The organism is Aestuariibaculum scopimerae (genome assembly GCF_059428085.1).
The window spans coordinates 3,261,057-3,284,392 of sequence record NZ_CM182089.1 but is presented as its reverse complement, the minus strand read 5'-3'; the positions used below and the strand labels follow the sequence as shown (position 1 = coordinate 3,284,392).

20 protein-coding genes are annotated in these 23,336 nt (G+C 37.0%); 12 read left to right on the top strand and 8 right to left on the bottom strand.

The features are described 5' to 3' along the window. Positions 1–72 precede the first annotated feature (72 nt). The 6 genes from AC5SR4_RS14250 to AC5SR4_RS14225 all read left to right on the top strand — a co-directional run bounded on the left by AC5SR4_RS14250 (position 73) and on the right by AC5SR4_RS14225 (position 8,049). Positions 73–1,353 (top strand): sugar isomerase, encoded by a 1,281-nt coding sequence (locus tag AC5SR4_RS14250; RefSeq protein ID WP_495356945.1) that lies wholly within the window; start codon positions 73–75, stop codon positions 1,351–1,353. Between the two features lie 8 nt (positions 1,354–1,361). Beyond that, positions 1,362–2,732, top strand: a complete 1,371-nt coding sequence (locus AC5SR4_RS14245; protein WP_495356944.1) for an FGGY-family carbohydrate kinase — start codon at positions 1,362–1,364, stop codon at positions 2,730–2,732. 33 nt (positions 2,733–2,765) lie between these two features. Beyond that, complete coding sequence (locus AC5SR4_RS14240; RefSeq protein ID WP_495356943.1) at positions 2,766–4,181, top strand: purine-cytosine permease family protein; 1,416 nt, start codon at positions 2,766–2,768, stop codon at positions 4,179–4,181. A 172-nt stretch (positions 4,182–4,353) separates the two neighbouring features. Next, positions 4,354–5,226 carry an aldose 1-epimerase gene (locus AC5SR4_RS14235; RefSeq protein ID WP_495356942.1) on the top strand — a complete coding sequence of 291 codons (873 nt, stop codon included), beginning with the start codon at positions 4,354–4,356 and terminating at the stop codon, positions 5,224–5,226. A gap of 13 nt (positions 5,227–5,239) precedes the next feature. Next, the gene (gene galK / locus AC5SR4_RS14230) at positions 5,240–6,388 is read left to right on the top strand and encodes a galactokinase (RefSeq protein WP_495356941.1); all 1,149 of its coding nucleotides are present in this window, start codon (positions 5,240–5,242) and stop codon (positions 6,386–6,388) included. A 98-nt stretch (positions 6,389–6,486) separates the two neighbouring features. After that, complete coding sequence (locus tag AC5SR4_RS14225; RefSeq protein WP_495356940.1) at positions 6,487–8,049, top strand: hypothetical protein; 1,563 nt, start codon at positions 6,487–6,489, stop codon at positions 8,047–8,049. 183 nt (positions 8,050–8,232) lie between these two features. On the opposite strand, the gene AC5SR4_RS14220 is transcribed toward AC5SR4_RS14225, so the two are convergent. Next, positions 8,233–8,931, bottom strand: coding sequence for a DNA-binding domain-containing protein (locus AC5SR4_RS14220; RefSeq protein ID WP_495356939.1), 699 nt, complete (start codon positions 8,929–8,931; stop codon positions 8,233–8,235). Positions 8,932–8,975: 44 nt separating this feature from the next. Then, on the bottom strand, positions 8,976–10,247 hold the full coding sequence (glyA, locus tag AC5SR4_RS14215; RefSeq protein WP_495356938.1) for a serine hydroxymethyltransferase: 1,272 nt from the start codon (positions 10,245–10,247) through the stop codon (positions 8,976–8,978). Between the two features lie 204 nt (positions 10,248–10,451). Between glyA and fahA the strand changes: the two genes are divergently transcribed. Together fahA and AC5SR4_RS14205 are read left to right on the top strand one after the other, a co-directional pair. Further along, the gene (gene fahA, locus AC5SR4_RS14210) at positions 10,452–11,735 is read left to right on the top strand and encodes a fumarylacetoacetase (protein ID WP_495356937.1); all 1,284 of its coding nucleotides are present in this window, start codon (positions 10,452–10,454) and stop codon (positions 11,733–11,735) included. Between the two features lie 98 nt (positions 11,736–11,833). Further along, complete coding sequence (locus AC5SR4_RS14205) at positions 11,834–13,012, top strand: hypothetical protein (protein WP_495356936.1); 1,179 nt, start codon at positions 11,834–11,836, stop codon at positions 13,010–13,012. Positions 13,013–13,063: 51 nt separating this feature from the next. On the opposite strand, the gene AC5SR4_RS14200 is transcribed toward AC5SR4_RS14205, so the two are convergent. The 4 genes from AC5SR4_RS14200 to ytxJ all read right to left on the bottom strand — a co-directional run bounded on the left by AC5SR4_RS14200 (position 13,064) and on the right by ytxJ (position 16,462). Continuing rightward, on the bottom strand, positions 13,064–13,798 hold the full coding sequence (locus tag AC5SR4_RS14200; protein ID WP_495356935.1) for a T9SS type A sorting domain-containing protein: 735 nt from the start codon (positions 13,796–13,798) through the stop codon (positions 13,064–13,066). Between the two features lie 101 nt (positions 13,799–13,899). Further along, a complete protein-coding gene (locus AC5SR4_RS14195; RefSeq protein ID WP_495356934.1) occupies positions 13,900–15,585 on the bottom strand; it encodes an RluA family pseudouridine synthase in 1,686 nt (561 codons plus the stop codon). A gap of 73 nt (positions 15,586–15,658) precedes the next feature. Further along, positions 15,659–16,063 (bottom strand): gamma-glutamylcyclotransferase family protein, encoded by a 405-nt coding sequence (locus AC5SR4_RS14190; protein ID WP_495356933.1) that lies wholly within the window; start codon positions 16,061–16,063, stop codon positions 15,659–15,661. A 3-nt stretch (positions 16,064–16,066) separates the two neighbouring features. Next, positions 16,067–16,462 carry a bacillithiol system redox-active protein YtxJ gene (gene ytxJ / locus AC5SR4_RS14185; protein WP_495356932.1) on the bottom strand — a complete coding sequence of 132 codons (396 nt, stop codon included), beginning with the start codon at positions 16,460–16,462 and terminating at the stop codon, positions 16,067–16,069. A 190-nt stretch (positions 16,463–16,652) separates the two neighbouring features. Between ytxJ and clpB the strand changes: the two genes are divergently transcribed. From clpB to deoD, 4 genes are all read left to right on the top strand, one after another. Next, on the top strand, positions 16,653–19,265 hold the full coding sequence (gene clpB / locus AC5SR4_RS14180) for an ATP-dependent chaperone ClpB (protein ID WP_495356931.1): 2,613 nt from the start codon (positions 16,653–16,655) through the stop codon (positions 19,263–19,265). A 317-nt stretch (positions 19,266–19,582) separates the two neighbouring features. After that, positions 19,583–20,239, top strand: a complete 657-nt coding sequence (gene deoC / locus AC5SR4_RS14175; protein WP_495356930.1) for a deoxyribose-phosphate aldolase — start codon at positions 19,583–19,585, stop codon at positions 20,237–20,239. Between the two features lie 156 nt (positions 20,240–20,395). Next, positions 20,396–21,064 (top strand): deoxyribose-phosphate aldolase, encoded by a 669-nt coding sequence (deoC, locus tag AC5SR4_RS14170; RefSeq protein WP_495356929.1) that lies wholly within the window; start codon positions 20,396–20,398, stop codon positions 21,062–21,064. Between the two features lie 3 nt (positions 21,065–21,067). After that, positions 21,068–21,766 carry a purine-nucleoside phosphorylase gene (gene deoD, locus AC5SR4_RS14165; RefSeq protein ID WP_495356928.1) on the top strand — a complete coding sequence of 233 codons (699 nt, stop codon included), beginning with the start codon at positions 21,068–21,070 and terminating at the stop codon, positions 21,764–21,766. On the opposite strand, the gene AC5SR4_RS14160 is transcribed toward deoD, so the two are convergent. Both AC5SR4_RS14160 and pxpB read right to left on the bottom strand, forming a co-directional pair. Beyond that, positions 21,758–22,609 carry a 5-oxoprolinase subunit C family protein gene (locus tag AC5SR4_RS14160; protein WP_495356927.1) on the bottom strand — a complete coding sequence of 284 codons (852 nt, stop codon included), beginning with the start codon at positions 22,607–22,609 and terminating at the stop codon, positions 21,758–21,760. The genes deoD and AC5SR4_RS14160 overlap by 9 nt on opposite strands. Then, positions 22,602–23,333: a 5-oxoprolinase subunit PxpB gene (gene pxpB / locus AC5SR4_RS14155; protein WP_495356926.1), complete on the bottom strand. Its 732-nt coding sequence runs from the start codon at positions 23,331–23,333 to the stop codon at positions 22,602–22,604. The genes AC5SR4_RS14160 and pxpB overlap by 8 nt, the downstream gene beginning before the upstream one ends. Positions 23,334–23,336: the final 3 nt, after the last annotated feature.

Genomic DNA, 23,336 nt, shown 5'->3' with positions numbered 1-23,336 from the left:
GGGAGTATAGAATAGAGAATAGAGAATAGAGAATAGAGAGGTTGACCGATGAATCTAAACAATAATAAACGTATGAAAATAGAACAGGGTAAAATACAGGACACCAATAGCAAAACGCTAAAATCGCATCATGAGCATTTTGATTTTTTAGCAAACCAATTGACCAATAAAGGCATGAACGTTAATGCTATTATAGACAGGCTAAAAGATTTTCAAGTAGCCATTCCAAGTTGGGCCTTGGGAGCTGGTGGTACCCGATTTGGACGTTTCTCATTTTATGGGGAGCCCTCAAACCTAGAACAAAAAATACAGGACATAGGAGTACTTCATGCCCTTACAAAAACTGCTGGTGCTGTGTCCCTGCACATCCCTTGGGACATTCCAGAAGATTATAAAGCCATAAAAGAACTAGCGCACGGCTTGGACATTAAGTTTGATGCGGTAAACTCCAATACCTTTCAAGACCAAGCAAATGCTAAAGAAAGTTATAAATATGGCTCATTAAGCAATACCAGCGAAGCCGTAAGGCAACAGGCCATACAGCACAACTTGGATGTTATAAACATTGGCAACCAATTGGGGTCTAAAAGCCTGACAGTTTGGTTGGCAGACGGTTCCTGTTTTCCAGGACAGAACAACTTCCAAACGGCCCTTCAAAATACCGAAAACAGTTTAAAGTCCATTTACAAGGGACTCCCTAGTGATTGGAGCATGCTTATTGAATATAAGCCCTACGAGCCTAACTTTTACAGTACGGTTATACAAGATTGGGGTACCTCTTTCATGCTTGCCAATGCCTGTGGTGAAAAAGCATATTCGCTTGTAGACTTGGGGCACCATTTACCAAATAGTAACATAGAACAAATTGTATCTATACTCATGCTAAAAGGCAAATTGGGCGGGTTTCACTTTAACGACAGCAAGTATGGCGATGACGACCTAACCGTAGGCAGTATTAAGCCCTATGCCCTCTTCCTGATCTTTAATGAACTGGTGTACGGCATGCAGAACAATCCGCAAAACCCAGATCTGGCATGGATGATTGATGCCAGTCATAACGTAAAGGACCCCTTAGAGGATTTGATACAGTCCCTTGAGGCCATACAAGAAGCCTATGCCAAGGCACTTTTGGTTGACCAAGAAGCACTAAAAGCAGCACAGCAGGCTAATGATGTGGTGAAGTGCCAGGAGCTGTTACAGGACGCTTATAGAACCGACGTAAGGCCTTTACTTGAGAAATCACGTTTAGAGGCAGGTGGCGCCCTAAGCCCTATAAATGCTTACCGCACATTACAGGTAAGGAACGAACTTATTAAAGAACGCGGCAAGAACACCGTGGCAACAGGATTATAATAATTTATATGATTGACGTAACAGCTGTTTTTGATATTGGGAAAACCAACAAAAAGTTCTTTCTATTTGATAAGGATTACAAGGAGGTACACAAGGAATATATCCATTTTGATGAGGTTCAAGACGAGGATGGCTATCCAACTGAAAACTTGGAAGCCCTTCAGGATTGGCTGAAGCGTGTTTTTAGCAATATCCTAAAGGCATCTGAATTCAATGTTCAGGCCATCAACTTTTCAACCTATGGCGCTAGTTTTGTGCACTTAGACGAAAACGGGGATGTACTAACTCCACTTTACAATTATACCAAGCCCATAGACCAAGGCATTATTGATTCGTTTATTGAAAAATATGGTCCAAAAGAAGATTTTTTAAGCACCACGGGGTGTTTTGACCTGAGTCTTTTAAACTCGGGCCTACAACTCTACTGGATAAAACACACCAAGCCCGAAGTGTTTAAAAAGATAAGATATTCACTGCACTTGCCTCAATACCTGAGTTATATCTTTACAGGGATACCTCTTAGTGAGTACACCAGTATTGGTTGCCATACGGCGCTTTGGGACTATACCAAGAAAGATTATCACCAATGGGTATACACAGAGGGTCTGGACCGTATCCTGCCCACTATTGTATCTACAGAGACTAGTATAAACATGAACTACAATGGCAAGCGTATTAAAATTGGCGTGGGTATACACGATAGCTCTGCAGCGTTACTGCCCTACGTTAGAAGCGTAAAGAAAAAGTTTGTTTTAGTCTCAACAGGAACTTGGAGCATTGCTTTAAATCCTTTTACAGAACACCCTATTAATGATGATGGTAAAAACAAAGACTCTATTAATTACATGCGTATTAACGGCAAGCCCGTTAAGGCCACACGCTTGTTCCTAGGGAACGAATACAAGATACAGGTAAAAAAACTGGATGCCCACTTTGGGGTTGCCGAAGACTTCCACCGTCACGTAAAATTTGACTATGATACCTATTTTGAGATCACCAAAAACTTTGAGCATATGTTTAAATGGGAGGGTATCGTGGACCCCAACATGCCGAGCGAAACCAAGATACCTTACACCAAATTTGAACACGCCTACCACCAGCTTATGGTAGAACTGGTACTATTACAGATAAAGAGTATTAAGGACGTTATTGGCAATGATGCCATAAAGCGCCTTTACGTAGATGGCGGTTTTAGCGACAACGACCTGTACATAAAGTTACTGTCACATTACTTTAGGGACAAAAAGCTGCGTACTACAGACTCCTCTTTGGGGTCGGCATTAGGCGCTGCTATTTCGATATCAGACAAGAAATTGAACTCTAAGTTCCTTAAAAAGAATTATTCATTAAAAAAACATGTCCCTTTTATTATAAAATAACACCTATTACTAACTAAATAAACATTACCACCAATGACACAGTACCACAAAGAAGAAGATGTTATAGAAGACATTGTAGGCGGGGAATTTGAAAGAACCCCTGTACCAGAATCTAAATTAAAAAGCTGGAAAAGCTTTCTTGGCATGTATGCCGGCGAGCATGCCGCAGGAACAGAATTTATAATAGGCCCATTATTCTTAACAGCCGGCGTTAGCGCCTTCGATTTAATTATTGGTCTTTTAATAGGTAACTTTTTAGCTGTATTAAGCTGGCGTTTTTTAACAGCCGAAATTGCTGTTAAAAACAGGTTAACCCTATACTACCAGCTTGAAAAGATATGCGGTAAAAACCTTGTAACAGGCTATAACTTAGCCAATGGTATACTATTTTGCTTTTTAGCAGGCTCTATGATAACGGTTTCGGCCACTGCAGTTGGAATACCGTTTGATATGCCTATGCCCAAATTATCGGACACCATGCCCAACGGTGTTACTTGGGTTGTTATTGTTATAGCACTTGGTACTGTAATTTCTTTAATTGCTGCGCGTGGTTATGATATGGTTTCAAAAGCAGCCAACTGGATGTCTCCCATCATTGTTTTGGCCTTTTTAGCTTGTGGTATTGTTGCCTTAGGCCAATTAGGCGTTAGTAGCTTCTCAGATTTTTGGGATATTTGGGGTACAGGTTCAGAGCCTTTCCCTGGACAAATAAAATATACCTTTTGGCATGTGGTTATTTGGTCTTGGTTTGCTAATGCCGCTATGCACATAGGAATGTCCGACCTATCCGTTTTTCGCTTTGCCAAAAAGGCAAGTTCTGGTTGGACAACTGCCGCAGGAATGTATGTAGGCCATTATATGGCATGGATAGCCGCCTGCTTATTATATGCTGTATATTTAAGATCGCCCGAGGCACAAGCGTTTCTATCCAATGGTGAAGCACCATCGGTAGCACCTGGGCCCTTAGCATATAACGCCATTGGAGTTTTTGGAATTATTGCTGTAATATTAGCTGGTTGGACAACAGCCAACCCCACTATATACCGTGCTGGTTTGGCTTTTCAAGCCATCATGCCAAAAGCCTCTACATTTTGGGTAACCATTATTGCAGGTAGTGTGGCAACACTTGCTGGTATTTTTCCAGCATTTGCCATGAAATTATTGGATTTTGTAGCACTGTACGGATTTATCTTAGCACCTGTGGGCGCTGTAATTGTTTTTGAGCATTTCTTTTATAAAAAGTTCGGCATTATTAAAAATTATGCCGAATACGCCAATATTAAATTCAACAAGTCTGTTTTATTGGCTTGGGCCATAAGTTTTGGGGTATTCTACTTTATATCCATACAGTTTGAAGTGTTCTTATCGTTCGTAACGCTTCCAACCTGGTTATCATGTGGCGTCCTGTTCCTTCTTTTTAGCAAATATTTTCAAAAAAGGAACGTTTAGTATTAAAAGCCCATTACTAATAAGTTGGCAATGGGCTTTAACAACCTTCCCTACCCCCTTACCAGAACAGTTAATTAGCCAAGTGCTATTATATAATGTTATAGAAAGAATAATGTTATAGAAAGAAAAAGATAAATATATTATTTATGTTTGCTTAAAATTTAAAAAAACCATGACATTGGATAAGGATTATATTCAAATTGAAACTTCAAGTAATACCAGTTCTGCTAAAATACACTCAAAATTGGGAGCAAGTTTACAAGAATTAATCCTAGACGGCAAAACGGTTATAGCAGACTTACACCCATTGCCCTATAGTGATACATACGCCTCCTCCATCCTTTTCCCTTTTGCCAACAGAATAAAAGATGGCAAGTACCAATATGCCGGCCAAACATACCAACTTAACATCAACGAAAAGGCCAAAAACAATGCATTGCACGGTTTTGTTTTTAATAAACCGTTTAAGGTGATTGACAGTGCTGTAACTGATGATTTTACTTCGGTGAAGTTAATGTACGACGAAACCAGTAAACCCTCTGGCTTTCCTTACACCTATAGTATTGTTTTGGAATATATATTAAAAAAGGATGCCCTAGATTTAAATGTTTCCATTACCAATACCGATAGCAATACATTTCCTTTTACCATAGGCTGGCACCCCTATTTTAATAGTAAGGACCTATACAACAGCAGCTTGAGTTTTAATAGTGATGAGCAATTGGTTTTTGATGCACAAGCCATTACCACAGGAACTATAAAAGCACACAATACCAAAGATTTTAAAATTAAGGATAAAAAACTTGATGACTGTTTTGTATTGAACACTAATAAAATACAGTTTAACACACCCGATTACGCGCTATTAATAAGTGCATCTTCCAAAGAGAGTTATCTACAAATATACACCCCCCCTAAAGCGCATACCATAGCCATTGAACCAACCACAGGAGTCTCTAATAGCTTTAACAACAATATGGGATTACAAACCCTAAAGCCAAAGGACACTTATCAAATAAACTGGAACATAAAAATGCTCAAATAAATTTTATAATGTAATGAACCAAGTGTTAATAGATAGTGTAAAAAGTAAATTCATAAATAAGTTTAAAAACGATCCTTTACTTATATTTTCTCCTGGTAGAATAAACATTATTGGCGAGCACACTGATTATAATGATGGCTTTGTTTTTCCTGCTGCCATAAACAAAGGCATGGTCGTGGCCATGCAAAAAAGCGACTCCAACATATCAAAAGTATGTGCTATTGTTTTAGGCGAGGCCATCGTTTTTTCCATTAAAAATATAGAACCCTTAAAAAACAACGGCTGGGGGAATTACATTTTAGGTGTTATTTATGAGATTCAAAAAATGGGCAAGACTTTAGAGGATTTTAGCATGACCTTTGATGGTGATGTCCCTATTGGTGCTGGTTTATCCTCGTCTGCCGCTCTGGAAAACAGCATTGTATATGGATTAAACGAACTTTTCGATTTAGGCTTTACAAAAAAGGAAATGATCTTGATATCGCAAAGAGCAGAACACAATTATGTAGATGTAAAATGTGGTATCATGGACCAGTACACCAGTATGTTTGGTATAAAAAACAATGCTTTTCTTTTAGATTGTAGAACTGTAGAAGCTGAACCCTTTGAAATTGATTTTAAAGATTATCAATTTATGCTTATTGATACCAATATAAAGCATAGTTTGCTTGAAAGCGCCTATAATGATAGGCGCTCTGTTTGTGAAAACATTTCTAAACTACTGGGAGTTAAAGCGCTAAGGGATGCCACGGAAGCCGATTTAGAACGCATAAAACACAAAGTGCATGATGATGATTACCAAAAAGCACTTTACGTTATTCAAGAGAACAATCGCGTGCTCTTGGCTGCCAAAGCCATAAAATCAAACGACTTAGAAGCACTCGGCGCTTTACTTTATAGTTCGCACACTGGCTTACAAAACCAATATAAGGTAAGTTGTAAAGAGCTTGATTTTTTAGTAGAACAAGCCAAACTGAACAATCAGGTACTTGGCGCCAGAATGATGGGGGCTGGTTTTGGAGGTTGTACCATTAACCTTATTCATAACGATGCTATTGAAGCCTTTAAGAAAAGCATTTCTAAAGCCTATTTAAGTGCCTTTAATAGAAATTGCACCTTTTATGATGTAGAGCTTGGCAATGGCACCACCATTGTAGAATAGCTAACCCGTAAATAAAGAAACATCCCCAACAATACGATTTCATAAATTCAAAAGTTATATTTTTGAATTGTAATTGTTTTTAAGACTATCGCGCATTAATGAAACGACCTATTTATTTTATTGCAACTGTATTTATTTTGATGCTTTGGAGTTCTTGCCGTAAAGATTTTGACTTTGCGCCCAGTACTGGCAGCTTAGAGTTTTCTAAAGACACTGTTTATCTAGATACTGTATTTACCAATATAGGATCTAGCACCTACAACCTAAAAGTATACAACAACAGCAATAAAGATATTGTAATTCCGGAGGTTAAATTGGCCTTGGGAGAAGCCTCTAACTACCGCCTGAATGTAGATGGCATGGCTGGAAAACAATTTGAGAATGTTAAAATACTGGCAAAGGATAGTCTTTATGTTTTTATTGAAACAACCATAGATTTCAACGACTTTTCTAACCCCAACGGCAACTACTTATACACCGATCAAATTGAGTTTGATACTGGTGCCAACTTGCAAGAAGTGGCGCTAGTAACGCTGGTTCAAGATGCTATTTTTATCTATCCTAATAGAGACAATACAACTAAAGTAATAGAAACATTGCAGCTTGTGGTAGATGGCGAAACAGTTGAAACCACTTTACAAGGCCGTGAATTATTACCTAGTGAACTAACATTTACAAATGAAAAACCCTATGTGATTTATGGTTTTGCTGCTGTGCCTAATAATGAAACCCTTACCATTGAGGCTGGGACACGTTTGCATTTTCACGACAATTCCGGTTTGATCGTTACCAATGGGGCCTCGCTGCATATTAATGGCGCCTTGAGCAATGATACGGAAGCTTTAGAAAACGAAGTTATTTTAGAAGGCGACCGTTTAGAACCTGCTTTTTCTAATGTTCCCGGGCAATGGGGCACCATTTGGTTGTTTGACGGCAGTGTAGATAACACCATTAATTACGCTACCATTAAAAATGCAACTGTAGGTGTTTTATGCGATGGCAATCCCGAGGATGCCACAGCAAAATTACAGCTATCAAACACCCAAATCTATAATTCAAGTAGTTTTGGTTTACTGGGTAGAAATACTTCCATTAAAGGTGAAAATGTGGTGATTAACAATAGTGGGCAAGCATCGTTTGCCGGTACCTTTGGGGGCGCATATAATTTTACACACAGTACCATTGCTAATTATTGGAACCAAAGCAGCAGGCCGTTCCCCGCCCTATTACTAAACAATTTTGTTGTTGATGAAGCAGGCAATGCAACTATTACCGATCTTGCTGAAGCCAATTTTAACAATTGTATCATCTACGGCAATAACGATGCGGAAATATTATTAGATGAGATAGAAGACTCTGCTGTTAACTTTAATTTTAAGTTTACCAACTGTTTAATCCAATTTCAAGATACAGCCAATAATTTTACAGGGCCCAACTACGATTTAAATAATACCAACCACTATGAAAATACCATTTTTAACGAAGCACCCGATTTTATGGATTCCAATAATAATATGCTTATTATAGGAGACCATTCTGCTGCCATAAACAAAGGTCTGGCTTTGTTTGCAAATCAAGTGCCTAATGATATTTTAAATGTAGACCGTACCGCAGCACCCGATTTAGGGGCTTATCAACATATTACCTTTCCAGAAGAGTAACCTTTAGATATGGTTATTTTAAGCAAGTACTCCCTAGTACAATACCCTATACCCATAACTGGATGCACAGTATATCCACTACTGGACATGGTGCATATCCAGTATTGGACATGACGCATGTCCGCATGCGGACATGCTCAATATGTCTATAGAGAAACACCCATGCTATAATGTAAAAAACGACTAACTTACAGTAAGCGCAGATGCGAAATGACCAATGCGTAAGCTTTTGCCTCGATAACTTGTATTGCGCACTTCCAAGCGGTAAGTCCCTGGCACAAGGCTTGGGATACGCAACACCAGTGTTTTGGGCTGATTGGTACGAAATTCATTTTGACGGTACTCGGTACCATCTACCTGATTAATGAAAAACACCCCTTCTTCATCTTCTAGGGTATTTTGCATTTTTAATTGTTTACCACTTATTTCTAAAACATTTCCTGGGGTTAAGGCAACATTATAGCTATCGGTACCCCAATTATATATCTCACTAATTTCTGGAGTTTTGCTTTGCGCCTCAACCTTTTTAAGTTCAACTTTATCAAGAACCTCTAAAATGGGTTTCTTTAAAACAGCATCTATACACAGTGTGTGCCGAAGCGGGTCAAAACTATCTTCCTTATCATTAAATGTGCCTCCTATTTTAAAGCGTGTTCTTAAAAAATCATCACTATAGGCCTCACCTCTTTGGGTAAAGTCCTTTATCTTATTCCAATAAGCATACAATACCGCCCGTACTTCAGTTGGTTTTAAAATAGACCCTGGAATGACGATTTCATCAATCAAATCTTCAAACGAATGTGTCACCACATCTATAGGTTGTGCAAACTGTTCATCTGTGTCTTCTATAAAACTGTTGTCATATAGCGCATAATGTAACATAAGTAAGTATTTAAATTTTAGGGGTTAGGCTAGACTTATGTTCATTATTGAAACAAGGGCCTCCCCACCATCATAGAATTTACTTTAGTTTTAACAGCAGCAATCACTGCTTCATCTTGGTAATTGGATATAACTTCATCAATCAATTCAACAATTTCCACCATATCTGCTTCTTTCATACCTCTGGTAGTAACAGCTGCGGTACCAATTCTAATGCCTGATGTTACAAATGGCGAGCGCGTATCAAACGGTACCATATTTTTGTTTACAGTAATATCGGCTTTTACCAAAGCTTGCTCGGCGTCTTTACCCGATATATCCTTATTGCGTAAATCTATAAGCATACAATGGTTATCGGTACCCCCAGAAATAATATGGTAATCTTTAGCAACCAAAGCTTTAGCCATAGCAGCAGCATTCTGTTTTACCTGTAGCTGATAGTGTAAAAAGTCATCTGTAAGCGCTTCTCCAAAAGCAATCGCTTTTGCAGCAATGATATGCTCTAGAGGTCCACCTTGGTTACCAGGAAATACTGCAGAATCCAATAATGATGACATTTTTCTTAAGCTACCGTCTTTTAATTTAATGCCAAATGGGTTGTCAAAATCCTGTCCCATCATAATCAATCCGCCACGCGGCCCTCTTAAAGTTTTGTGGGTAGTTGTTGTAACAACATGGCAATATGGAAGCGGATCGTTTAAAATGCCTTTTGCAATTAACCCCGCAGGATGTGATATATCGGCCATGAGAATAGCCCCTACACTATCGGCTATTTCTCTAAAGCGCTTAAAATCAATATCACGAGAATAAGCCGAAGCACCTGCAATAATTAATTTGGGTTGCTCTTTAGTAGCTATTTCTTGAATTTTATCATAGTTCAACACGCCTGTAGCCTCGTCTACACCATAAAATACCGGATTGTAAAGTTTACCGGAAAAGTTAACCGGCGACCCATGTGTTAAATGGCCTCCATGCGACAAATCAAACCCTAGGATCTTGTCTCCAGGCTTTAAGCAGGCATGATATACTGCTGTATTGGCCTGACTTCCAGAGTGTGGCTGTACATTTACATATGCAGCACCAAACAATGCTTTTGCTCTATCAATAGCAATTTGTTCAACTTCATCTACCACTTCACAACCGCCATAATAACGTTTTCCCGGATAGCCTTCAGCATATTTATTTGTTAGTACCGATCCGGCAGCTTCCATAACCTGTTCGCTTACAAAATTCTCTGAAGCAATTAGTTCAATACCATGAAGTTGGCGCTCTTTTTCAGCTTGTATAAGTTCAAAAATTTGTTCGTCGCGTTGCATATAAAATTAAATTCTAGTTAAATATTCGGCAAAAATAACAAATAGATTATTTAAATTCATCAAAAAACATATATTTACCACCAAGTTTTTAACCATTTTATTAACCTATGAAAGAAACCCATTTTTTAAGCTTTTTATTCATTTAAAATGAAAAAAATGTGTAGGTTTGAATATAATTTAATAATACAGTAAACACAAAAAGTTATGCCATTATCAGCTAACAATCCAGATAGAAAGTCATGGTTACATGTCGACAAAAATTCTGATTTCCCAATACAGAACATCCCTTTCGGTGTTTTTTTAACACGAGATGATGTTATTACCATTGGCACACGTATAGGCGATACCGCTATAGATCTAGGAGCCCTGCATCAATTAGGGTATTTTAACGACATTCCTTTAACCGATGATATTTTTCTACAAGACACGCTAAATGATTTTATTGCAGACGGGCGAAAAACATGGCGTGCCGTTAGAAATAGAATAGCCCATATATTTGATAGTAACAACAATACATTAAAGGATAATAAAAGCCATAAAGAAATTGTATTGTTTCGTTTAGACGAAATTGAAATGCAACTACCTGTACAAATTGGCGATTATACCGATTTTTACTCTAGTATAGAACACGCTACCAACGTTGGTACCATGTTTAGGGATCCTGATAATGCCTTGTTACCAAACTGGTTGCACATTCCTGTGGGGTACCACGGTAGAAGCTCATCTATTATTCCATCAGGTATTCCTGTACATAGACCACAAGGCCAAACTTTGCCCAACGGAGCCACAGATCCTGTTTTTGGACCAAGTAAATTGGTGGATTTTGAATTGGAAATGGCTTTCATTACAACTGTTGCCAACGATTTAGGAGAACCCATTCCTGTTAATGAAGCCGATGAATATATTTTTGGATTGGTACTTTTAAACGATTGGAGCGCCCGCGACATACAAAAATGGGAATACGTGCCATTAGGACCGTTTTTGGCTAAAAACTTTGCATCGTCCATCTCACCATGGATTGTAACGCTTGACGCCCTAGAACCTTATAAAGTTGAAGGCCCAAAACCTTTAAAGCCCCAACTTCCCTATTTGCAATACAAGGGCAAGAGGAGTTACGATATAAATTTAGAGGTTGCCATACAGCCTGAAGGTGCAAAAGAAACTGTTGTTAGCAAGTCTAACTTTAAATACATGTACTGGAACATGGCACAGCAATTGGCACACCATACCGTTAATGGTTGTCCTGTAAATTCAGGGGACATGATGGGAAGTGGCACCATTTCTGGACCTACACCAGACTCTTATGGCTCCATGCTTGAGTTGACCTGGAAAGGTGAAAAACCCCTTAAAATGAAAGACGGTAGTCAACGTAAATTTATAAATGATAATGATACGGTTATTATGCGTGGGTATTGTGAAAAGGATGGTACACGTATTGGTTTTGGTGAAGTTTCAACAAAACTATTACCTATATACAGCAAAAAATAATTATCTGTAAAACAGTATTTTACCGCTATTTTAAAGGATTTTTATATTTTTGGCACTACAATTGGAATAACCATTTCAATAACCCAAATTTTAAGCATATGAAGAAACTATTACTTTCAGCAATATTATTAGTGTTTATTGTAGCTTGTAGTACTAGCAAACAAATAGAAAAAGCTGTAAGCACTGGTAATTATGACCAAGCCATAGCTGATGCTGTAAGCAAGCTACGGACCAACAAGGACAGGAAAGGGAAATCTGATTTTATTATCATGCTCCATGATGCCTACAAAAAAGCCAATGAGCGCGATTTAAATACCATAGACTTCCTTAAAAAGGAAAACAATCCCGAAAACTACATTCGTGTTTATGATATGTACGTTGGCTTAAATCAACGCCAAGAAATAATTAAACCGTTATTGCCCCTTTATGTTAATGGTAAGGAGGTGCGATTTGGTACCAAAGATTATTCCAGCCAAATAATTACATATAAAAACAGTGCTTCTTCACAAATGTATGATAATGCCGTAAAGCTTTTAAATTCCAACAACAAAATGGACTTTAGGTACGCTTACAACAACTTTAGTGAAATAGAGAACATTAACCCAAACTTTAAAGATGTGCGCCAACTTATGGAACAAGCGCATATTAAAGGAACTGATTTTGTTTTAGTGGACATGGTAAACGATACCCAAAAAGTGATTCCACAGCGCCTTGAGGATGATTTATTGAACTTTAGCACTTATGGCCTTAATAATTTATGGACCGTATACCACAACAATGCTGTTAGCAATGTGACTTACGACTATAATATGCGCGTTAATTTAAGACAGATCAATACCTCGCCAGAGCAAATAAAGGAACGCCAAATTATTAAAGAGAAACAAATTGTTGATGGCAAAAAGAACTTACTGGACGAAAATGGCAATCAAGTTAAAGACAGTTTAGGAAATGCTATACAGGTAGACAACCTAAAAACGGTACGTTGTGAATACTATGAATTTACACAGTTTAAATCTGTACAAGTTACTGGTAATGTTGAATACGTTAACCTAAACACCAAACAGCTTGAAGATGCATTTCCTGTAGCAAGTGAGTTTGTTTTTCAACATATTTATGCTAATGCCCGTGGTGACCGTAGAGCTCTTGAAACCAATTTAATATCTTATTTAAATAATAAACAAGTACCATTTCCAACCGAGGAACAAATGATTTATGATACTGGTGAAGATTTAAAGGCACAGCTTAAACAGATTATCAATTCGTATAGCATGCATTAGATAACAAAAAGAGCCTCCTAAAATTTAGGAGGCTCTTTTTGTTTAATATAGTTACATTTTGATAATTTTCTTAGTCGCTATATGCTTATCGGTAGACACTTGTACTAGGTACATGCCTTTCGCAAAAACACTAAAATCGATTTCGTCGCCTTCCGTTTTCAAAACTTCTTTTCCCATCATATCGTACACTTTAGTTGATTTCAAGTTTTTCACTTGATTTAGATAGAGCATGTCATGAACAGGGTTTTTCAATTTAAGTGTCTTAGCAAAGGCAGCGTTTTCAGCAGACAGCACTTTATCTACCACTAAGTCATCAAAACCAAAAGCACATCCTGGTGCAGGTGTCGATACAGTAAAGGTCGTTACGTTAGTCCAATTAAGATTAACTGTTGTCGCATAACTTTCAGTGCCTAACAATGTTACATCAACATTAGAATTGCCTCCGTCGCTAGTACTAAATGTAAAATCTGTATCATCTGAAACATTCCCCGCTATTGCAATTACTGAAGTTATGTTAACGGCCTCACTAAAACTGAACGTCACACTTGTTGATAGAGTTCCTGAAGATGAAACAACAATATTGCCTGTAGCCCCACCTGCGCCACCATGAGCCGAAGTTATTGTTGAAGATGCAGTTCCTGTAAATGTACAAGTAAGACCACTGATAACTTCTATTACTTGAGAGCTTCCAGTAGTAACATTGCCTGAATCCCAGTTGAATGTTGTTGTTTGCGCATTCACAGCTGCTAAAATAAAGCACGCGAGAGCGAATGTAATTTTATTCATAATGATTTGTTTTTAATTAAATAAATGTATAGTTAAAGTTACTTAATTATGTTCTATTAAAAATTATTTATACGTTAATTAACACTTTATTTCGATAATGTTTAAAAAGGAACTTGAGATATGATTGTAATATCTTTTTTGGTAATAGGGTGAATAAAATGAATGCGCTCTGCATGCAAATGTAGTCTATCGCCTAAAACACCGTATAAATCATCCCCTACAATAGGTGTTTGTAAGCCTCTCACATGAGCAGCATGCACACGCAGTTGATGTGTTCTGCCTGTAAGAGGATATAGGTATACACGGGTTTTACCATTTTTGATGGCAACAACTTCATAATGGGTTACTGCTGGTTTACCGTGTTTATAACAGACTAACTGTTGTGGTCTATTATCTAAATCCACACGTAAGGGCAAGTCTATTTGTCCAGAAGCCTTTTCTAGCACCCCGTCCAATAAAGCAACATAGCGCTTTTTTACGGTACGCTCAATAAATTGTTTTTGTAATTGCTTGTGGACCTTTTTATTTTTTGCTACTAACAACAGTCCTGAAGTAGACATATCCAAGCGGTGTACCAATAATGGCCCTGTGGCATTAGGAAGGTAGTCTTGCATTCTGGTAAGTACCGACTCGCTTTGCTTTTTTCCTGGAACAGACAAAAACTCATGGGGTTTATTAACGGCCAACAAGTAGTCGTCCTCAAACACAATATCCAAATCTTTATGATATGTGATAGGCTTATCCAAGGGATTTTCATCTACCAACAAGCCTTTCATCATGTGCCCTAGAATAGGTTCACATTTACTTCGGCAAGCAGGATAATATTGCTTGTGCACACGTATCTCGGATTTTGGAGAAGCACCCCACCAAAATTCGGCCATGGCAATTGGTTGCAAGGCATTTTTATAAGCATATTGAAACAATTTTGGAGCTGCACACTCTCCTGCCCCTGCTGGCGGTATGGGTGAAGGAGTCGTGTTGAAAATGTTAAGCAAGTCTTTAATATCTCCTTTAGCATTTAAAAAGCGGTACTGTTCATGTATACGCTTTTGCAATGAAGCCGACAGTTTAGCTCGTTTTAACCTTAATTCCAAAATGGGCTGCTCTAATTGACTTATTTTTGTTTTTACAGCTTCTATCTTACACTCCCAATGATGCTTTAAATACTTTAATTGTAATTGATACTGAATGCTTTGTTGTTTTAAGGTTTCCAGTAATGTTTTGTAAGCAACAGCTTCTAAAGTCGATTTGGCAATAAGCCGTTTTTGATCACGCTTTTGCTTTTCTATTTTTATTTTGAGCTTAAGGGTTTTTAATTCATCTTGATAATCAATAGTAAAAGCTTTCAACGCATCCTTTAATTGCTTTAATGCACTTGCAGATTCCAAAAGTTCAATCTCTGCATTTATATTATTTAATATGGCCTCTCCTTTTTTGTAGAATCCTGCCTTGTTTAAAGTATCATACACCGGTGGAACAAACCCCTTTATGGTATTGCTATCTGCCAATTTTCCTGAAAAAGCAGCTAAATACCCCAGGGCACCCTTGGTGTCCTTAACCACCATAACGCCAAACATTTTCCCAATTTGTAGGCCTTCCATTTCTGGATTCAATCCAAAATTATGAACAAAATCATGCTGTTGTACTAGGTAGGCCTGTAAATGTGATGCAGCTAGCACACATAATGGATGTGGCTTGTAATAAAAGGGAAAAGTAAAGCTCTTTGGAAGTTCAACCTCCAAATTTAAGGGTAATGGGTGAAATAAGGCCGTACCAAAGTTGGGCATTGTATTATGGTATCTTTAAAATGCTGCAAAGAAACAAAATTTTGAGTAGCAATAAACCAATAATGTATATTGACTATAGCTGAAGATATTTACCACTTGGAATTAATTCCAAATGTGTTGTTGGCAAGTTATATAGATACACCCATGTATGTATTGCTATTCCTGATTTTAAATACGCTTTTGTTTTTAGTCGCTTAAACAAGTCTGGATCTGGATTTGCTGCTTCAATACCTTCATAAGCATCCAGCACCCCAAAAACCAACTGGACATCAAAAATTTTATAAATACTACCATAAACAAGCTCTTTTGGATTATTGCTTAAAATAGCCCCAGGAAAATGAGATACTTCAAAAAGTTTACCCAAAAAATATCCGTCCCCAACCCACTCAGAATGTTCAGCCAAAAACCGAGACATATCATTGTTAGAATCTTTCATTAATGTTCCGTAAACAAATAGATATTCTTGGCTTTCAGGCATGGCTTATTTATTATAAAATTGGTTTAAATCCAAATCGTTAATAGCGCCATGACTTTTATGTACGACCACTTTCCCACTCATAATAACTAATAATTGAGGAGACTCATGTACAACCTGGAACCTATTAGATATTGCGCTTGAAATGTTTTGGTAACTTAACAAATCTAAATAATACATATCTACTTTATGCTCAAAAGCTTCCAAGGTTTTAACAAGCTGGTTCAAAACCATTCTACTTATACCACAACGCGTAGAATGCTTAAAAACAATCTGGGGCTTTGTTGTAGATTTAATTTCTAGCTCCTGTAATTGGGACAATTCTGTTAATGCCAACCAAGGCAATGCATTTTCTTCTTTCTCGTTGCTGTTATTTTTAAATAACCTATCAAATAATTTCATTTTGTATATTTTATAGAGCACTAAGTCGCAATAGGGATTAAAACTTACACATGACTAAAAGTCACGCTATCACAGGATTTAAACGACATTTTGTCTTGTTAAATGCCATGGTAAGATTATTGACCTAACTAACGTGTAAAGAAAATAAAATTAAAAACCTGTAACAACAGGAATAACAAAATAATACATCATGAACTTAAATAATTATACAATAAAATCGCAGGAAGCCATACAACAAGCGCAGCAAATTGCGCAAGGCTATGGCCATCAACAAATAGAAAATGAGCATATCTTTAAAGGTATTTCAGAGGTTGATGAAAATGTATTACCATTTATATTAAAAAAACTCAATGTAAACATTATTATGTTACAACAAGCCTTGGAAAAACAACTGGAAAGTTTTTCAAAGGTAACCGGTAGTGAACTTATGCTTTCTAGGGAGGCTGGAAAAACCTTAAATGAAGCTTCTATTATTGCAAAAAAGATGAAGGACGACTTTGTGTCTATAGAGCATTTAATACTTGCTGTATTTAAATCTAACAGCAAAATAGCACAGATGCTTAAAGACCAAGGGGTTACCGAAAAAGGACTTACTTCTAGTATTGAAGAGCTACGCAAAGGAGAAAAGGTAACATCGCAAAGCCAAGAGGACACTTACAATTCGCTTAACAAATATGCCAAAAATTTAAATCAACTTGTTAAAGATGGTAAATTGGACCCCGTTATTGGGCGTGATGAAGAAATACGCAGAATACTGCAAATTCTTTCACGTAGAACCAAAAACAACCCTATTTTAGTTGGCGAACCAGGTACTGGAAAAACGGCCATTGCTGAAGGTTTAGCCCATAGGATTGTAGATGGTGATATTCCTGAAAACTTAAAAAACAAACAAATTTTTGCTTTGGATATGGGAGCGCTCATTGCAGGAGCCAAATACAAGGGAGAATTTGAGGAACGCCTTAAAGCCGTTATAAAGGAAGTTACAGCCAGTGACGGTGATATTGTAATGTTTATTGACGAAATTCACACCTTAGTTGGTGCCGGAGGCGGACAAGGCGCTATGGATGCAGCCAATATATTAAAACCCGCCCTAGCCCGTGGAGAACTACGTGCCATTGGAGCGACTACTTTAGATGAATACCAAAAATACTTTGAAAAGGACAAAGCTTTAGAGCGTCGTTTCCAAAAAGTAATGGTAGATGAGCCGGATACCGAAAGTGCCATATCCATACTTAGGGGCATTAAAGAAAAATATGAAACCCATCATAAAGTGCGTATTAAAGATGATGCCATTATTGGTGCGGTAGAACTTTCACAACGTTACATCACCAACCGCTTTTTACCAGACAAAGCCATTGACTTAATGGATGAAGCAGCATCTAAACTTCGTATGGAAATTAACTCCAAACCTGAAGAACTGGATGTTTTGGATAGAAAGATTATGCAATTGGAGATTGAAATTGAAGCCATTAAACGCGAGAAGGATGAAAATAAATTAAAATCGCTACGCTCGGACTTAGCCAATTTAAAAGAGCAACGCAATGAAATAAATGCTAAGTGGAAAAGCGAAAAAGAAGTGGTTGACAACATTCAAAACACCAAACAGGCTATTGAGAACTACAAGTTAGAAGCTGAGCGTGCCGAACGTGATGGCGATTATGGTAAAGTGGCTGAATTACGTTACGGAAAAATAAAAGAAGCACAAGAGCAACTGGAAACATTTCAAAAACAACTACAAGAACAATCTGAAAACTCATTGATAAAAGAGGAAGTCACTTATGATGATATTGCTGAAGTTGTTGCAAAATGGACTGGTATACCCGTTACAAAAATGCTTCAAAGTGAACGTGAAAAGCTATTGAAATTGGAAGATGAACTACATAAACGTGTTATAGGTCAAGAAGAAGCTATTGAAGCTGTTAGTGATGCCGTTAGAAGAAGTCGTGCAGGTTTACAAAACCCACAAAAACCAATTGGCACCTTCCTGTTTTTAGGAACTACTGGTGTTGGAAAAACAGAGTTAGCCAAGGCATTAGCAGAATATTTATTTGATGATGAAAATGCCATGACAAGAATAGACATGAGTGAGTACCAAGAGCGGCACTCTGTGAGTAGATTAGTGGGAGCACCTCCAGGCTATGTTGGTTATGATGAAGGCGGACAACTTACCGAAGCCGTAAGACGTAAACCTTACTCTGTAGTTTTGCTAGATGAAATTGAAAAAGCACACCCAGATACTTTCAATATTTTACTACAAGTATTAGATGAAGGTCATTTAACAGACAACAAAGGTAGAGTAGCCGATTTTAAAAATACAATCATTATCATGACATCAAATATGGGTAGCGATATTATACAACAACATTTTGAAGCTACTAAAAATATAGACTCTGCAATTAAAACGGCAAAAGTAGATGTACTGGCTCTTTTAAAACAAAGTGTAAGGCCTGAGTTTTTAAACCGTATAGATGATACCATTATGTTTACGCCATTAAGTAAAGAGAATATTATTGATATTGTTGGCTTGCAACTAAAGAATATTACAAAAATGATTGGTCAGCAAGGCATTACATTCGATGCCACCCCTGAAGCTGTAGCATATCTTGCAAAAAAAGGTTATAACCCTGAATATGGAGCAAGACCCGTAAAACGAGTGATACAAAAAGAGGTGCTAAATGCATTGAGTAAAGAAATACTAGCAGGCAAAGTTTCTACAGACAGTATTATTTTACTCGACGCTTTTGATGACCATTTAGTATTTAGAAACCAAAGCGATTTGGTTTCCGAAAAAGATCTGAATTAAAGCAATAATAACATAAACAAATAGTTTTTTTAGTTGGTTGGTTAGTGAAAAAGCAATGTGCTCCCTCTGTTTATCATGGAGCCACATTGCTTTTTCTTTTTATTTACTTGCATTAACAAATTTTAACACAGTTAAGGTACAATATCATGAAAATAAATCAGTTACTACTTAAAGCATTTAAAACTTGTTTTAAAAATTATTTTTTAACAAAAAAAATCAATAAAAATAACTAAATTAGCATTTATTGTTAGTCCCAAATACTACAATAGACTATTTAATTTAATTTGTAATTAAGTTTTTAAAACCTATTTATAACTATGGACATATCTAGACATATAGATTACACGCTGTTAAAGCCTACCTCTACTGAAAGAGAAATCATTGACCTTTGCTATGAAGCTATTCAAAACAATTTTTACGCTGTTTGCGTTAACAGTTCCTATGTGGCATTGGCTAAACAACTGCTAGACAAAAAAGACACTAAGGTAAGTACTGTTGTTGGATTTCCACTAGGAGCTATGTCTACAGATGCCAAAGTTTTTGAAGCCAAGAAAGCCATTGAAGATGGGGCCGATGAAATAGAAATGGTAATAAACCTAGGCTTCCTGAAAAGCAAAAATTATGTCCTGGTTTTAAAAGATATCATAGATGTAAAACTGGCCATAGGCAATACGCCTTTAAAGGTCATTCTAGAGATTTCCGAACTTAATAAAAATGAAATTATAAAAGCTTGTGAAATTTGCCTTGACGCTAAAGCAGACTATATTAAAACATCCAGTGGTTTTTCAAAAAAAGGGGCAACATTAACTGCTACAAAAATAATAAAGAAGACCATAAAAGATAGGGCGAAGATTGAAGCCTCTGGAGGTATTGTAGATTTTGAAACCGGAATGAAATACTTAGAAGCTGGGGTTCATAGAATTTGTATTTCAGCACTGCATAACACACCAAAAGCGCCCCGTACACTTAGTTAGCTTATTTGTTTTTTTAAACCTCTCTTAAAAGGTAAAAATATTTACGTAATTGAGTAAATGTTTTTACCTTTGATATATAAGCAGATTTTATTTTTAAACGCATTCCATAAGAAACGTTGATCTTTTTATGCCTTTTCCCTAAACTGCTTAAACACTATGAAGCATTTAAGTAGTTATATAGACCATACCCTTCTAAAGGCAAACGCCACGAAAGATGAAATTATACAACTTTGTGAAGAGGCTAAAAAATATAAGTTTTATGCTGTGTGTGTTAATAGCTCCTATGTGCCAGTAGCTAAATTACATTTAAAAGACAGTGCTGTTAAAATATGCAGTGTGGTTGGATTTCCTCTTGGCGCCATGAGCACGCAAGCCAAAGTTGTTGAAGCCAAGCAGGCTGTTTTAGATGGTGCTGACGAAATAGATATGGTTATTAATATAGGGCTGTTGAAAAGTAAAGATTTTGATGCTGTATGGAAAGATATTGAAGCCGTAAAAAAAAGCATTCACCATCATATCCTGAAAGTTATTATAGAAACCTGTTACTTAGATGACCTAGAAATTATTAAGGCAAGTGAATTGGCCATACAATGTGAGGCTGATTATATAAAAACCTCTACTGGCTTTGGGCCAGGTGGCGCTACCGTACATCACGTTAAGCTCATGAAACAAGTAGCTAAGAATAGTGCTAAAATAAAAGCTTCTGGGGGCATAAAGGATTTTAAAACAGCCATTGAATATATAAATTTGGGAGTTGATCGCTTAGGCACATCATCTGGCATTGCCATAGTAACGGGGAAATCTTCTTTAGAAAAAAACTATTAAGTTATGAGTGTTCATATTGAAGCGAAAAAAGGCGATATAGCAGAAACCATTTTACTGCCAGGTGACCCATTGCGCGCTAAATGGATTGCTGAAACATTTTTTGAAACTCCTGTTTGTTTTAATAAAATAAGAGGCATGTACGGCTATACAGGATTCTATAACGGTAAACGCATTTCTGTTATGGGAACAGGCATGGGGGTTCCATCTATATCCATTTATGCCCATGAACTTATAACAGAATATGGCGTAAAAAACCTAATTCGTGTTGGTAGTGCTGGTTCTTACCAAGCACATGTTAAAATCCGTGACATTGTTTTGGCTATGGCGGCGTCTTCAAATTCAGGAGTTAATGAAATTCGCTTTGGCGGTGCCGACTATGCTCCCACTGCAAATTTTGAATTATTTCAAAAAGCTGTAGAAGCAGCTAAGGCCAAAAACATCCCCATAAAGGCTGGTAATATTTTTACCTCGGATGAATTTTATGCTGATGATATAGAAGCCTACAAAAAATGGTCTAAATTTGGTGTGCTGTGTGTTGAGATGGAAACCGCTGGCTTATATACGGTTGCTGCCAAGCATCATGTAAATGCTCTAAGCATATTAACTATTTCTGATTCCTTAGTAACGGGTGAACGTACTACAAGTCAAGAACGCGAAACTACTTTTAAGGATATGATAGAAATTGCTATAGAATTAGTTTGAAATTAATTTAAAGGCCACTTTATCTCCTTTAAATTTTTGTGCCAATGTATCTAAGGCTGATTCCTTTAGCTGTAATACTCTAGGATACCCTCCCGTAGTTTGACAATCCCGCATTAAGACAATAAGTTTTCCTGAAGGGGTAAGCTGCACTGTTCCTGGCAAGACCAGTGAAGTTATTATGGAATCCAAACTATTGGTCAAGGTTTCTTCTAATTGACAAGCCATTCTACTATGGTCTTTAGAGATGGTAAACTGTTGCTTTATTAAAAGTTTTTGCTGAGCTGCTGACAAAAGCTCAAATTCAGGACCTTTAAATACCGCTATTTCAGTAGTACGAAACTGGTCTGTATTTATTTTAACCGAAGCATGTTTTGTTTTTAATGGCGTATTATTTTCAGGAATTTGCAACACATCATTTTTTAACAATACAGGGTTCTTTGTAATACCCTTGTACATACTTTGGCTATTCATTACTTTTTCTGAACGGAAACCTCCCAAAACAGCCAAGTAACAACGAAATCCATACTTTAATTTTCCAAAAGAAAGCACATCTCCCGCTTTTACTTGTTCAACTTTATTATTCTTAGTAGGCACCCCATTTAATTGTGGCGATATATCAGCACCGGAAATACATATAAATGTATTAGTAGAAAATTGAAGTTTGGGTCCCATCATGGTAATTTCTAAAACAGCTAAATCCGCATTGTTCCCCAATAAAGTATTTGCCAATGATGCTGAAAACCGATCCATGACCCCCGAATAAGGCACACCATATGCTTGGTAACCTAAACGCCCAAAATCTTGAATGGACGAATAAAACCCTGGTGCAATTACCTTAATCATTTACCACCTCACTCTCTATTTGATAAACCCCTGATTCGACCAATACCTTAATATCGTTATACTTTTTTAAAGTTACGGGCTTAAAAACAATTTTGTCGCCCGCTTTTGCAAAGCAAGGTGGGTTTAGTTGCGGATTAAAAAACTCAAGTGGCGTGTTACCAATAATATTCCAGCCACCAGGGCTCTCTTGAGGATACACGCCTGTTTGACTCCCCCCTATGGCAACTGATCCTTTCATTATTTGTAATCGTGGTGTTTGCTTTCTTGGAAATGATAACGATTCATCCAAACCTCCTAAATATAAAAACCCAGGTAAAAAACCTATAAAATAAACGGTATAAACAGCATTGCTGTGGCGTTCAATTATTTCGGATTTAGACATACTATTTTCTTTAGAAATAGTTTCTAAATCTATTGCAAATACAGCATCATAGCACACAGGAATAATCCATGACCTGGACTCAAATTTCATAGTACTACTATTCTCCATATAATGAGCTTTAAGCTTATCCACCTCATTACTAAAATCAATATTTAATAATTCATAAATAACTAATAATGAGCAGTATGATGATTTCACTTCAATGATAGATTCAATATTACTGTTTTCAATTTTATTTTTAAAAATTAAAATATCTTTCAGAATTTTTTCATCTATTCTTGAAGGCCACTCCACTAAAACAGACCGTTCTCCATAAGGTTTATATGTTAAAATATATGCCATTAA